Here is a 13,083-nt window from a genome sequence, read left to right as displayed (position 1 = left end):
CTGCGGCGGCGCATTGGAACAGAGCTTGCGTCAGCCCGCATCATTGGCACGGCCACCGGCTGCGAGCCCGGACTACGCAAGGAATCCCAATGAAAGCACTCTGCTGGCATGGCAAGCACGACATCCGCTGCGACACGGTTCCCGACCCCGTCATCGAGCATCCGCGTGATGCCATCGTCAAGGTATCGAGCTGTGCCATCTGCGGCTCAGACCTGCACCTGTACAACGGCTTCGTGCCGGGCATGGAAAAGGGCGACATCCTGGGCCACGAGTTCATGGGCCAAGTGGTCGAGGTCGGGCCGGAGAACCGGCGCCTGCGCGTGGGTGACCGCGTGGTGGTGCCCTTCACGATCTGCTGCGGCGAATGCGACCAGTGCCGCCGCGGCAACTTCTCGGTGTGCGAGCGCACCAACCGCAACAAGGCGAGCGCGGAGAAGGTGTTTGGCCACAGCACCGCCGGCCTGTTCGGCTACACCCACCTGACCGGCGGCTATGCCGGCGGCCAGGCGGAATATGTTCGCGTGCCCTATGCCGACGTCGCGCCGGTGAAGATACCGGACGGGCTTTCGGACGAATCGGTGCTGTTCCTGGGCGATATCCTGCCCACCGGCTGGCAGGCTGCGGCGCAGTGCGATATCCAGCCCGAGGACATTGTCGCGGTGTGGGGCGCGGGCCCGGTGGGGCAGTTCTGCATCCTGAGCGCGTTGCTGCAGGGTGCGCGGCGCGTGATCGCGATCGACCGAGTGCCCGAGCGGCTGGCCATGGCCGAGGAGCTGGGCGCGACGCCGCTGAACTTTGAGCAGGTCAGCATCCCGGAAGCCCTCAACGAGCAGACCAAGGGCAAGGGCCCGGACAAGTGCATCGACGCGGTCGGGCTGGAGGCGCATGCCACCGGCTCGCTCGATTCGGCCTATGACCGGGTCAAGCAGGCCGTGATGATGGAGTACGACCGGCCCCATGTGCTGCGCGAGATGATCTACGTCTGCCGCCCCGCCGGCGTGTTATCGGTGCCGGGCGTCTATGGCGGGCTGATCGACAAGGTCCCGATGGGCGCGCTGATGAACAAGGGCCTGACCGTGCGCACCGGGCAGACCCACGTCAACCGCTGGACCGACGACCTGCTGCGGCGCATCCAGCGTGGCGAGTTCGATCCATCGTTTGTGATCAGCCATCGCGTGACGCTGGAGGAGGGCCCGGGCATGTACCAGATCTTCCGCGAAAAGCAGGACGGCTGCGTCAAGGTGGTGATGCGCGTCGGCTAGCAGCTAGCGGCACCAGGCCGGCGGCCGGGGCTCAGGCGCCGGTGCTGGTCTTGGCCGGGGCCTCGATGCCCCAGTCGCCGAATTCCAGCCAGTCCTCGCCGAGCAGTTCGATGGGATGCTGCGTGCGGCTGGAGCCGTTGCCGCATCCCATGGCGTCGGTGGGGCAGTACTTGTCGCAGCCCCAGCAGACGCGCTCGGGGTGGCTGGGATGCAGGGGGAATTTCTTGGCCATGGCGTGTGGTGGGCGGCCGGTGGATGGTCGCTGGGGCCATTATGTCCAAGCGCGCGCGACGGGGTCTTGCGCGCCGTCAAGGCGGCCCGCAAGGCCCACCCTCCTGGGCGCTCGTCAATTCCATCCATCCGCGTCCAGACGCGTCCAGCGGTCGGGTGCTACGCCATCTTCCGACGCCAGCAGCAAGGTCTGGCCGCAGTGATCGCACCGGTACACGAACGCGTTCTGGCCGCTGGCGGTGCTCAGCGTCGCGGATATTGCCAGGTTCGGATGGGGCGGCACATGGCCCGGCCGGTCCAGTTGCGACAGGCAAAGGTCGCACAAAGACATATTGGTTTCCTCCAGCGCGAATTCCACAGCAAGAAATGCTGTGGTGCAGCATTCACGATTCCAGTATAGGTGCGGCGAGCGCGGGGGACAGGCCGATAGGGGAGCGACTAAAGGGCAAGGGCTATTCGCCTAGGAACTCCGCCACCATTTCCAGCCCTTCGATGTGATCGGCAACCACCTTGACGATGGTGATCAGCGGGATCGCGAGCAGCATGCCCCACACACCCCATAGCCAGGTGAACAGAAGGAGTGCGACGAAGACCGCGACGGCGTTCATCTTGGCCATGCGCCCCGTCATCCACGTGGTGATGACCGAACCGATCAGCGTCGCAATCAGCAAGGAGCCGCCCGCCGCCGCGGCGGCCATGCCCAGCGTGCCGAACTGCATGAAGGTCACCACGCCCAGGCACACCGCGATCGCCATCGCCCCGAAGTAAGGCACCAGGTGCAGCGCCGCCGCCGCGATCGACCAGCTGCCGGCGTTGTCCACGCCCAGCCATTTGAGCAACAGCCAGGTGCAGAAGCCCAGGCCGACATTGGTCGCCAGCAGCATGCCCATGTAGCGGCGGATCGACAGGTTGACCTCATCCAGCATATGCACGCTGATTTTCTTCTCCGAGATGGTGCCGCCCACCATCTTGATGAACTTGCGCTTGAAGGTGTCGCCGGCCAGCAGCAGGAAGTACAGCAGAAACACCACCACCACCGCCTGTCCGGCCATGGTGAAGACGCTGACTGAGCCGGCCAGCAGCATGTTGTTGATCTGGTCCGGATGCTCCACCACCACACGCGCGCCGCGTGCCGGCGGCTGCCCGGTGCCGCTGAGCACGGTGGCGGCGCGCCTTATCTTCTGCCACATCGAGTCGTCGCCGCTGAGCAGCGCGCCGACCGAGCGCGAGATCTTGCTGGCCGCCTCCGGCAGGCTGTTGACGATGGACTCCACCTGCCCCTGCAGCAGGTAGGCGCCGCTGAGCAGCGCGCACAGCAAGGCCAGCACCACCACGGTGCCGGCCAGCACGCGCGGCAGGCCCAGCCGCTGCAGCGCGCATACCAGCGGATCGAGCAGGTAGGCCATTACGATGGCGATGACCACCGGCACCAGGAAGTCGCGCGCAATGTGCAGCGCATACAGCGAGAACAGGCAGGCCAGCACCACCAGCGCCGTGCTGGCGCGGTGCAGCGCCGCGCTGACCGCGTCGGAGGGGGCCACCACCACCGCCGGCGTTTCGACCGGAAGCCCGGCGGTGCCTTCCGCGTCATCTGCGGCCGCTTCCGCAACGGCGGCGGCCGCATCATCGCCGTTGCCGGCTACGCGCACGCGCAGGGCGTTATCGGCTGACATGGGTTCCGTTGGCGGGGCGGGCGGCAGCGGGGAGGGATTGGGATCGGGAATGCTCGACATAGCCAGGCGCCGGCAAAAGGCCTGGCGCTGTCTATGAAGCTTAGCTGGCCCGCAGCCGCCGGCTGTCGGACGCCGCCGCCAGCTGGTGTCAGACAAGTGCGGCAGGTGTCCGCCCATGGCCCGCCGGGTAATTCCGCAAACCGGTGCAGCCATTGCCTGGCATGCCATTTTCGCGTGAAGTATTTAATAAAAATCAACGCCAGGGAATATGGCAGGATTCTCCATTTCTGTTGTATTTCCGAAAACTATGAAAATGTTCCATTTAATGTCCCATTGAGGCCAACGGAAATCCTGCGATATCGTTCGGGCTACTTCGGACCTTGCCCCGTAGGCGCCGCCGTCCCAACGGACAATTCTTACAGATCAAGGCGTTGCAATCAGGTTTCATCCGGACGACCATGGCGAAATCCAGTTCTCCTGTGCCACGTTATCACCAGATCTACCTCATACTGCGCCAGCAAATTGCCAGCGGCATTTTCGACCAGACCGGTCTGCCCCCTGAATTAAAGCTGGTGGACCAATATAAAGTGGCGCGGGTAACCATGCGGCGCGCGCTTTCCGAACTGGTCAAGGAAGGGCTGGTATATCGGCGCGCCGACCACGGAACCTTCGTCAACAAGGACCATGGCAGCCGCGCGCCTGGCCTGGCGCGGACCTGGCGGCTGGCGGACAACATGGTGGAGGACAACGGCGAAACCGCGATCCGGCTGATCGAGTACGGCATGCTGCCTTGCCCGGCCGAAGTGGCGCCCCTGCTGGATGTGCCGCCACAGCAGGCGGTGTTGCGCATCGTGCGCGTGCGCAGCCGGGAAGGGCGCCCGGTTTCGTGCGTGACCATGTACACCCCGCCGGAACTGGCGTCCCTGCGAACGCCGCAGGCGATTACCCAGACCTCGGTGCTGGCCTTGCTCGAGCGCGGCGGCGTGCGCATCAGCCAGGCGGACCAGAGCATCTCCAGGGGGCCGACGCGCACGTGGCGCCGCTGCTGGAAGAGCCCATGGGCGCCGCACTGCTGTCGGTGATGCGGCTGGTGCGCGACGGCGACGGGCGTCCGGTGCAGTGGCTGCGCGGCGTGTACCCGCCGCACTACTACGACCACCACATGGTGCTGGCCCGTGCCGGCGAAGACAGTGCGCGCATCTGGATCCCGCGCGACATCACGACCTCCGTGCGCTGAGGCGTGACCATGCTGGCACTGCTTGCCGCCCATGGCGTTTCCCTGCGCTTCGGCGGCTTGCCGCGGTGCAGGACATCAGCCTGCAAGTGGTGCCCGCCAGCATCACCGCGCTGGTCGGATGACAGCCGGGGGCAACGAGAAATCGCCCGGCCGGCAGCAGGGTGCTGCCTGGCCGGGGGGCGGCTGCGACGACAGTGATTTCTGCCCGCCGGTCAGCCGGTCACCGTCTTGGTCTCAAGGAACTCGGCAATGCCTTCCGGGCCGAACTCGCGCCCGTTGCCGGAGGTCTTGTAGCCGCCGAACGGGGCGGTGATATCCAGCATCGCGCCATTGATGCGCACGCAGCCGGCGCGCAGTTGCGCGGCCAGCCTGCGCGTGCGCGCCGGGTCGGACGAGGCGATGTAGGCCGCCAGCCCGTACTCGGTGTCGTTGGCGATCGCCACGGCCTCTTCCTCGGTGTCGTACGGCAGCATGCACAGCACCGGCCCGAAGATTTCCTCGCGCGCGATGGTCATGTCGCTGCGTACGTCGGCAAAGATGGTGGGGCGGGCATAGAAGCCGCGCTCCAGCCCCTTGGGGCGGCCCGGGCCACCCGCCGCCACGCGCGCCCCTTCTTCGATGCCCACGCCGATCAGGCGCTGCACCTTGTCGTACTGGCCGCGGTTGGAGATCGGACCCATCTTGGTCTCCGGATCGGAGGGATCGCCGACCTTGACCGCATTGGCGACGGCGGCCGCGATCTGCACGGCCTGCTCGTACTGCGCGCGCGGCACCAGCATGCGCGTCGGCGCGATGCAGGTCTGTCCAGTGTTGGACATGACCTGCGCCACGCCGCTGGTCACCGCGGCCCGCAGGTCGGCATCGTCCAGGATGATCAGCGGCGACTTGCCGCCGAGTTCCTGCGCCACGCGCTTGACCGTGGGCGCGGCGCTGATCGCAACTTCCACGCCGGCGCGGGTCGAGCCGGTGATCGACACCATGTCGACGTCGCGGTGCGCCGACAGCGCGGCGCCGACCACGCGGCCCTCGCCGAAGACCATGTTGAACACGCCCGGCGGCGCACCGGCCGCGTCCATGATCTCGGCAAAGATCTGCGCATCCAGCGGCGCGATCTCGGACGGCTTGAGCACTACGGTGCAGCCCGCCGCCAGCGCCGGCGCGACCTTGGCGGTGATCTGGTTCAGCGGCCAGTTCCAGGGCGTGATCAGCACCGCCACGCCGATGGCCTCGCGCAGGAGGTAGCTCTTGCCGCGCGCGGTCTCGAACTCGAACTCGCGCAGCGCCTGCAGCGTGCCCTGCAGCTGCGCCAGGCCGATTGCGGCCTGCACGTTGGTGGCCAGCGTGACCGGCGCGCCGATCTCCTCGCGCACCGCCACGGCCAGGTCGGGCAGGCGCGCCTGGTAGGCGGCGATGATGCGCTCGAGCAGCGCGATGCGGTCTTCGCGGCTCGACGCGGACCATGCCGGGAAGGCCGCGTGCGCGGCGGCCACGGCGTGGTCCACGTCCGCGGCGGTGCCCATGGCGAGTTTGCCGGCGACGGCTTCGGTGGTCGGGTCGATGATGTCGGCCTGGGTCGCCCCCGCTGCGGGCTGCACCCAGCGGCCGTTGATGTAGAACTTGTCGACGATTTTCATGTGCGTTATGTCAAGGGTCGGTGGATTGGCGCGGCTCATACCGGGCGGTCGCCGATGATGGTGGCGCGGTTCATGTGGCGTACTGCCGGGAAGTAGTCCTGCACGGCGTAGTGCTGCGTGGAACGGTTGTCCCACAACGCGATCGTGTCCGGCTGCCAGCGCAGGCGCACCTGGTATTCCGGCGCGGCGGCCTGGCGATACAGGTACTGCAGCAGGTCGAGCTCGGCCGGGCGGTAGTCCGAGCCGATGCGATACGGCTCCTCCTTGGCGAAGTTGGCGAAATGCGTGGTGAAGCCCTCGTTGACGAAGAGTATCTTCTCGCCGGTCTCTGGATGGGTGCGCACCACCGGATGCACCATCGGCGGGTACTTGGCACGCATTTCCGCGTACTTTCCCTCGCTCAGCTTGCTGCCGAAGGTCGGCATCGCGTCATGCACCGCCTTCAGGCTGGCGATACGGGCCTTCACGTGCTCCGGCAGGTTCTCGTAGGCCGCGGCCATGTTGATCCAGATGGTGTCGCCACCCACCTCGGGACACGTCACGCAGCGCAGCATCGAGCCCATCGACGGGATCTCGCGCCAGCTCACGTCAGAGTGATACAGGTTCTCGCGACCGCGCTGCTCGCCGTCGCGGCCGAAGACCACCAGTTCCGGGTGCTCAGGATGGCTGGCGAGCATCGGGTGTACTTCCAGTTCGCCGAAGCGGCGTGCCGCGGCCACGTGCTGCGCCGGCGAGATCGCCTGCTTGCGGAAGAACAGCACCTTGTACTTCAGCAGCGCGGCGCGCAGCGCCAGGTAGGTGTCGTCATCCAGCGGCTCGCGGAAGTCGATGCCGTCGACTTCCGCGCCGATGGCCGGGGTGCAGCGGCGCACGGAGAACGGCCAGGATTCCCGAGCCTGCGCGCGGAATGCTTCCGGGTTGAGGGTGAGGGCGGTGGCTTGCATGTGTTGTCTCCTTGGTTGGTGTCTGGCGATGCAGGAATGCCGCCCGTGCCCCGGGCGGCGGAGGGCGACTCAGCGCAGCGAGGCCTTGATCAGGTCCGCCGCCTTCTCGCCGATCATGATGGCGGGCGCGTTGGTGTTGCCGCCGACCAGCGTCGGCATGATCGAGGCATCCGCTACGCGCAGGCCTTGCACGCCGTGCACGCGCAGCTCCGGATCGACCACCGCCATGCTGTCGACGCCCATCTTGCAGGTGCCGGCCGGCTGGTAGACCGTGTCCGCATGCGTGCGCACGAAATGGCGGATGGCGTCTTCATTGCCGCTGTCGGGGCCGAACGCGTCGGTCAGCACTTCGCGCCCGCCGTACTGCGCCAGCGCTGGCTGGGCAAAGATGCGCCGGATCGCGCGCACGCCCTCGACCATGCCCGCCATGTCTTCCTCGGCGGACAGGAAGCGCGGGTCGATCAGCGGCGCCTCGCGCATGTCGGCGCTGCGCAGGCGCACATGGCTGTGGCTCTTGGGGCGCAGCACGCAGGCGTGGCAGGAATAGCCGTGGCCGAGGTTGCCCAGGTTTCGGTTGCCGAGCAGCGCCACCGCGAAGTGCAGCTGCACGTCGGGAATCTCCAGGTCCGGGCGGCTGCGCAGGAACGCGCCGGCCTCGGCGATGTTGGATGACTCCATGCCCGTGCGCGTGCGGCGGTAGCGCATCACCTCGCGCGCCAGGCGCAGCATGCCGCGTGGGGTCTTGCCGAACAGCTCGGTGGTCTGCAGTTGCTTGTTGACGATGATGTCGAGATGGTCCTGCAGGTTCTCGCCGACGCCAGGCAGGTCATGGACCACGTCGATGCCGAGGCTGCGCAGTTGCGTGGCCGGGCCGATGCCAGATGCGAGCAGCAACTGTGGCGAGTTGAAGGCGCCGCCGCTGACCACGATCTCGCGGCGGGCGCGCAGCACTTGCATCGTGCCGTCGCGCACCACCTGCACGCCGACCGCGCGCTTGCCCTCGAACACAATGCGCAGCGCCTGCGTGTCCGTCAGCACCGCCAGTCCGGAGCGGCCGCCGTTCAGCGCCTTGTCGGCCGCGTTGCCGCTGTGCAGGAAGGCGCGCGCGGTGTTCCAGCGTTCGCCGTTGCGCTGCGTCACCTGGAACATCCCGACGCCTTCCTGGCTGTGGCCGTTGAAGTCGTCGTTGCGCGGCAGTCCGGCCTGGATCGCGGCCTCGATGAAGCGCTGCGAGAACGGATTGGGCGAGCGCAGGTCGCTCACGTGCAGCGGCCCGTCGTTGCCGTGCAGGGTGGTGTCGGTGCCGGCAAGGCGCGCGTTGCGCTCGCTGCGGCGGAAGTAGGGCAGCACGTCGTCGAAACCCCAGCCGCGGCAGCCCAGCGCGGCCCAGTCATCGTAGTCGCGGCGATGGCCGCGAATATAGACCATGCCGTTGATCGAGGAGCTGCCGCCCAGCCCGCGCCCGCGCGGCTGGTACGAGCGGCGGCCGTTCAGGCCGTCCTGCGGCTCGGTGTAGTAGGCATAGTTGCGGGGCCGGCCTTCGGCACGACCGCGGCAATGCCCACCGGCGCCCAGATCGAGAAGTGATGGTCATGCGGCCCCGCCTCGAGCAGCACCACCGTTGCGTTTGGTTCCTCCTCCAGCCGCCCTGCTACGGCGCATCCCGCCGACCCTGCGCCGATCACGATGTAGTCGAACTCCGCCTGTTGGCTGGTGATGCCTTGTGATGCCTTTTTGCTCACTTTCCGAGTCTCCTGTGTAGCTCGCATGCAGTGGTCGTCGGGGGCGCGCGCATGCGATGACGTCGGATACTGCCATTACCTGTTATAACAGGTCAATGGATTCGCTCGGCAACCTGTCATGATAGGTATAATCCCGAATCCCCCGCATCGGAGCCGCCGCCAGGCGGAAAGCAACGTGGCGCTGCCCAGGTTCAAAGAGATCGAGAACGAGATCCGTCAGCGGATCGTCAGCAATACCCTGGGCCCCGGCGCCAAGCTGCCGTCCGAGGCGGAGCTGATGACGGAGTTTTCCGTCAGCCGCATCACCGTGCGCCAGGCCCTGGCGGGGCTGCACAACGCGGGGCTGATCGAGAAGGTCAACGGTAAGGGCAGTTTCGTCACGCGGCCCACCGATACGCCCAGCCTGGGCGCGCTCGCCGGCTTCTACGAGACCGCGCGCGCCCGCGGCAAGCTTGCCTACGGCAAGCTGGTTGCGGTGCGGCTGGTGCGCGCGCCGGCCTTCGTGGCGGCGGCGCTGGACCTGGATGCCTCAGAAAAGGTGCTGAGCGTTGCCACAGTGCGCTACTGGGACGATGCGCCGGTGGCCTACTTCAACCTGATGGGACGCGAGCCGCTGATGCGGCGCCTGGCCCAGGAGGACCTGGAAACCAACGACGCGATGTCGTTGTTCGAAAGCCGGCTGGGCTACCGCTTCAAGGAAGTGACGATGGAATCCAGCGCCGTGGCCGCGCCCGCCGAAGTGGCGCGGCGCCTCGGCGTTGCCGAGGGCGATCCGTTGCTGCGCCTGCGCAGCACGCCGTATGACATCGAGGGCGCGCCGCTGTTCTGCGGGGAACTGCTGTTCCGTCCGGACCGCTATGCCTACAAGTGGACCCTGAGGCGCTAGGCGGAGGGCGCGCACGTCGCAACGCCAGCGTGCCTGCCGGCGCTTTCAGCACGCATTGAACATCGCTGCCGGTGCCGGGAGCCGCTACCAGCACCACCACCCGAGCGGCACCTCCAGCGGTTCCACTGGCTCCAGCAGCGGCGCCGCGGGCAGCCGCTGATATCGTTGCGGCCGCCCACGCAGTGGCGTGGCGGCCGCGCACCCGTGCTATCGATCGCGGCCCATATTGATGCGTTCCACCCGGAGCGCGGGCACGACGCCCTCATCGGTCAGCCGCTGGTGCAGGTTGTTGTGGGGCACGTGGGCAAAGTCCTTGTCGATTTCCTTGGTGACAGTGTCGCTTACGGCGCTGGGCAGGGTCTTGCGCAGCAGGCCCAGGAAGCGCGGCGCAGCGATCAGCACCAGCTCCTCGTAACGTTGCTTGTTGCGCGCATCGGAAAGGTAGTCCGACACGCGGTGCGCAAACAACTGCGCCTCCTGGTGCAGTTCATCCTCGCCCGCGGATGAGGTGACCGTGGACGGCCCGCTCTGGTGAGTGCCGGGGCGGCCTGCGCCGCCCTGCATGGATGCATGCCCGCGGCGGCCATAGGCATCGCGGCGCAGGTCGGCACGGTCTGCGTGCGCGGCGGCATCGGTGATTTCCTCGACCACCGCCAGCGGCGCGCCGTCGCCATGCGAGGCAAGAATGCGGGCGACGGATTCGTCCGCCACAAGAATCCAGATGTTCTTCATGATCGCTCCGGTTGCGGGCCCGAATGCCGGGCCTTGTTGACCACGTTGTAAGGCGTACGCCATCGCCACACGCATCGCCGGACTGGTTGCCCGCGCCACCGCCGCGTCACCCGCGTGGCGCATGCGCCATGCGGTTGCAGTATCGACAGGCACGCTGTGCAACTTTTTCAGGCAGATGTATCGGGCGCAGGCGGGCGCCACAAGGTGGATTTTCCGAACACGCTTTCAATCAAGTCTACTGCGAGGTGCGCAGTCTGGTTGCGCACGTCGCAGGCCGGATTGAGTTCCATCACGTCGAGCGAAGCCAGGCGGCCGGTGTCGGCGATCATCTCCATGCACAACTGGGTTTCACGGTAGGTAGGCCCGCCCGGCACAGTGGTGCCAACGCCGGGTGCGATCGCGCAGTCGAGGAAGTCCACGTCGAAGCTGACGTGCAGGTGTGTATTGGCGTCGATGCCGGCCAGCGCCTGCTGCATGGTGTGGCGCATGCCGTTCTCGTCGATGTAGCGCATGTCGAAAACGGCCAGCTGCAGTTCGTGCAGGCGGCGCTTCTCCTCGGCGTCGACGCTGCGGATGCCGATCTGCCGGATCGCGCTGGGCGGCACCGCCGGCGCCTCGCCCGCCAGTGTGGTCAGCGATTGCGGGCCGTGGCCGCACAGGCAGGCCACCGGCATGCCGTGCAGATTGCCGGTCGGGGTGGTGGTGCCGATATTGGCATCGGCGTGCGCATCGAGCCACAGCACCATCAAAGTCTTGCCGGTGGCCCGGCAATGCCGCGCCACCGCGCTGATCGAGCCGATCGCCAGGCAGTGGTCGCCGCCCAGCAGCAGCGGCACGCGCCCCGCCTGCAGCACACGCAGGCTGGCATCATGGACGGCGTGGTTCCATGCCACCACTTCGTCCAGGTGGCGCAGGCCGTCGCGCGGCGGTTGCCAGGGGTTGTCGGGGCCGGCGAGGTTGCCGCCGTCTTCGACGTCCAGGCCGGTGCGCACCAGCGCCGGCACGAGGCCGGCTACGCGCAGGGCCTCCGGCCCCATCGAACAACCGCGCGTGCCGGCCCCGACGTCGGTGGGGGCGCCAATCAGCGTGACAGGTTTCATGGCGGGTTATCGTGAGTACGGACGTAATCTCTTTGCAGGTTCCGTACCCGACGGGTTCGCCACACCTTCACCACACGCCGAAGAACACGCCTGCCTGCTTGTACACGTTGGTCTTGGCCGCGACTTCCGCATTGGTCACGGTCACGCGCGGCTTGAGCGTGCAGAACCAGTCCAGCAGCCGCAGGCGCATGGCGCTGCGCACAGCCTCGTGGCCGGGATCGCTGCCCAGGTCGAAGTACTCGTCCGGGTCGTTCCGCAGATCGAAGAGCTGCGGCCGGAAGCCCTGCCAATGCACGTACTTCCAGCGTGTATCGCGCACCATCCATGCGCGGCATTCGCCGGGATGGCGGCCCAGCGCCACGCGCGCGCCGCGGTAGGCGTAGTCCAGCTCCGATACGACAAAATCCCGCCAGCCATTGCCTCGCCCGCGCGTCAGGTCGAGCAGCGAGCGGCCCTCGATGCGGTGGTCCGCCGGCGGCAGCTCCAGCGCGTCAAGCACGGTCGGCACCACGTCGACCGCCGAAACCATGTCCGCCTGCGCGGTGCCACGCGTCGCATCGGCCTCGGGCGAAGGGTCGTAGACGATCAGCGGGATGTTCTGCACGGTGTCGTAGAACTGCTCCTTCTCGCCCAGCCAGTGGTCGCCGAGAAAGTCGCCATGGTCGGCGGTAAAGACGATCAGCGTGTCCTGCCAGCGGCCCAGGCGCTCCAGTTGCTCCCACAGCAGGCCGAGCCGGTCGTCGATCTGCTGGATCAGGCCCTGGTAGGCGGGGCGCACGGTGTCGGACACCTCCTGCCGCATGAAGTTGGCGCATTCCTCCTGCGTGCGGTAGGCCGACAGCACCGGGTGCGGGTCTTCCAGCTCGGCCTCGTGGCGGCGCAGCGGCAGGCAGTCGTCGAGCTTGTAGGCAGCGTGGTAGGGCGCGGGCGCCAGGTAGGGCCAGTGTGGCTTGACCAGCGACAGGTGCAGCACCCACGGCTCGTCGCCGCGCGCGCCGATGTACTGCATCGCCTGGTCGACGGTGTAGGCGGTCTCGGAATGTGGCTCGTCCACGCGTGCGGGCAGGCCGGCGTTGCGCATCTGCCAGCCGGAGACGATCTCGCCGCGCTCGTTCTCGGCGCTGATCACGTAGTCAGTCCACGGGTCGGCGCTGTCGTAGCCTTGCCGGCGCAGCCACTCGGCATAGGCGCTGCGCGGCTCGGCGTGGTGGCCGTCATGGCGGTCGACCTCGCTGAAATGCCCGCTGCGCAGCAGCATTTCCAGTTCGGTGCCGCCGTCCAGGTGCAGGCGCTTCAGGTTGGCGTTGTCGGGCATCACATGGGTCTTGCCCGCCAGCGCCAGTGCGCGGCCGCTGTCCTTCAGGTATTCGCCCAGCGTGACTTCGTCCACCGACAGCGGCACGCGGTTCCAGGTGGCGCCGTGGCTGCTGACGTAGCGGCCGGTGTAGAAGCTCATGCGGCTGGGGCCGCAGACACCGGAGGTGACGAAGGCGAGGTCGAAGCGCACGCCACGTGCGGCGAGTGCGTCGATATTGCGCGTGCGCAGCGTGGGGTGCCCGTAGCAACCGAGGTGGTCGCGACGCAACTGGTCGCACATGATGAAGAGGGTATTGCGGATCGCCATGGTCGGTCGCCGGCCCGG

The 13,083-nt window shown here is 67.4% G+C and carries 12 protein-coding genes and 1 pseudogene; 4 read left to right on the top strand and 9 right to left on the bottom strand.

Features of this window, described 5'->3' with window-relative positions; genetic code table 11:
* Window positions 1–89 precede the first annotated feature (89 nt).
* Entirely contained in the window at window positions 90–1,262 is a 1,173-nt protein-coding gene (locus ABNX08_RS27725; RefSeq protein ID WP_022538905.1) for a zinc-dependent alcohol dehydrogenase, read from the top strand.
* 31 nt (window positions 1,263–1,293) lie between these two features.
* Here ABNX08_RS27725 and ABNX08_RS27720 read toward each other — a convergent pair whose 3' ends face one another.
* The 3 genes from ABNX08_RS27720 to ABNX08_RS27710 all read right to left on the bottom strand — a co-directional run bounded on the left by ABNX08_RS27720 (window position 1,294) and on the right by ABNX08_RS27710 (window position 3,226).
* Window positions 1,294–1,494: a DUF3079 domain-containing protein gene (locus ABNX08_RS27720; RefSeq protein WP_022538904.1), complete on the bottom strand. Its 201-nt coding sequence runs from the start codon at window positions 1,492–1,494 to the stop codon at window positions 1,294–1,296.
* Between the two features lie 114 nt (window positions 1,495–1,608).
* Window positions 1,609–1,824, bottom strand: coding sequence for a hypothetical protein (locus tag ABNX08_RS27715; protein WP_022538903.1), 216 nt, complete (start codon window positions 1,822–1,824; stop codon window positions 1,609–1,611).
* 121 nt (window positions 1,825–1,945) lie between these two features.
* Window positions 1,946–3,226: an AI-2E family transporter gene (locus ABNX08_RS27710; protein WP_041681809.1), complete on the bottom strand. Its 1,281-nt coding sequence runs from the start codon at window positions 3,224–3,226 to the stop codon at window positions 1,946–1,948.
* A gap of 398 nt (window positions 3,227–3,624) precedes the next feature.
* Between ABNX08_RS27710 and ABNX08_RS27705 the strand changes: the two genes are divergently transcribed.
* Together ABNX08_RS27705 and ABNX08_RS27700 are read left to right on the top strand one after the other, a co-directional pair.
* Window positions 3,625–4,248: a GntR family transcriptional regulator gene (locus tag ABNX08_RS27705; RefSeq protein WP_349607042.1), complete on the top strand. Its 624-nt coding sequence runs from the start codon at window positions 3,625–3,627 to the stop codon at window positions 4,246–4,248.
* The gene (locus ABNX08_RS27700; protein ID WP_349607043.1) at window positions 4,224–4,403 is read left to right on the top strand and encodes a hypothetical protein; all 180 of its coding nucleotides are present in this window, start codon (window positions 4,224–4,226) and stop codon (window positions 4,401–4,403) included. The genes ABNX08_RS27705 and ABNX08_RS27700 overlap by 25 nt, the downstream gene beginning before the upstream one ends.
* A gap of 212 nt (window positions 4,404–4,615) precedes the next feature.
* Here the strand turns inward: ABNX08_RS27700 and ABNX08_RS27695 are convergent, their stop codons facing one another.
* From ABNX08_RS27695 to ABNX08_RS27685, 3 genes and pseudogenes are all read right to left on the bottom strand, one after another.
* On the bottom strand, window positions 4,616–6,037 hold the full coding sequence (locus ABNX08_RS27695) for an aldehyde dehydrogenase family protein (RefSeq protein WP_349607044.1): 1,422 nt from the start codon (window positions 6,035–6,037) through the stop codon (window positions 4,616–4,618).
* A gap of 35 nt (window positions 6,038–6,072) precedes the next feature.
* Window positions 6,073–6,981 carry a TauD/TfdA family dioxygenase gene (locus ABNX08_RS27690; RefSeq protein ID WP_022538900.1) on the bottom strand — a complete coding sequence of 303 codons (909 nt, stop codon included), beginning with the start codon at window positions 6,979–6,981 and terminating at the stop codon, window positions 6,073–6,075.
* Between the two features lie 69 nt (window positions 6,982–7,050).
* Window positions 7,051–8,750 (bottom strand): annotated as a pseudogene (locus ABNX08_RS27685) (GMC family oxidoreductase).
* A gap of 148 nt (window positions 8,751–8,898) precedes the next feature.
* On the opposite strand from ABNX08_RS27685, the gene ABNX08_RS27680 reads away from it, so the two are divergent.
* Complete coding sequence (locus ABNX08_RS27680; RefSeq protein WP_041681807.1) at window positions 8,899–9,609, top strand: GntR family transcriptional regulator; 711 nt, start codon at window positions 8,899–8,901, stop codon at window positions 9,607–9,609.
* Window positions 9,610–9,816: 207 nt separating this feature from the next.
* Here ABNX08_RS27680 and ABNX08_RS27675 read toward each other — a convergent pair whose 3' ends face one another.
* The 3 genes from ABNX08_RS27675 to ABNX08_RS27665 all read right to left on the bottom strand — a co-directional run bounded on the left by ABNX08_RS27675 (window position 9,817) and on the right by ABNX08_RS27665 (window position 13,065).
* On the bottom strand, window positions 9,817–10,341 hold the full coding sequence (locus ABNX08_RS27675; protein WP_041681806.1) for a host attachment protein: 525 nt from the start codon (window positions 10,339–10,341) through the stop codon (window positions 9,817–9,819).
* A 167-nt stretch (window positions 10,342–10,508) separates the two neighbouring features.
* Complete coding sequence (gene rocF, locus ABNX08_RS27670; protein WP_022538896.1) at window positions 10,509–11,441, bottom strand: arginase; 933 nt, start codon at window positions 11,439–11,441, stop codon at window positions 10,509–10,511.
* Between the two features lie 67 nt (window positions 11,442–11,508).
* The gene (locus ABNX08_RS27665) at window positions 11,509–13,065 is read right to left on the bottom strand and encodes a sulfatase-like hydrolase/transferase (RefSeq protein WP_022538895.1); all 1,557 of its coding nucleotides are present in this window, start codon (window positions 13,063–13,065) and stop codon (window positions 11,509–11,511) included.
* Window positions 13,066–13,083 lie beyond the last annotated feature (18 nt).

The sequence above is a fragment of the Cupriavidus sp. DF5525 genome (assembly GCF_040149425.2).
Classification (GTDB): Bacteria; Pseudomonadota; Gammaproteobacteria; order Burkholderiales; family Burkholderiaceae; genus Cupriavidus; species Cupriavidus pickettii_A.
The sequence above is the reverse complement of the archived record's forward strand: the minus strand, read 5'-3'. Positions and strand labels throughout refer to the sequence as shown.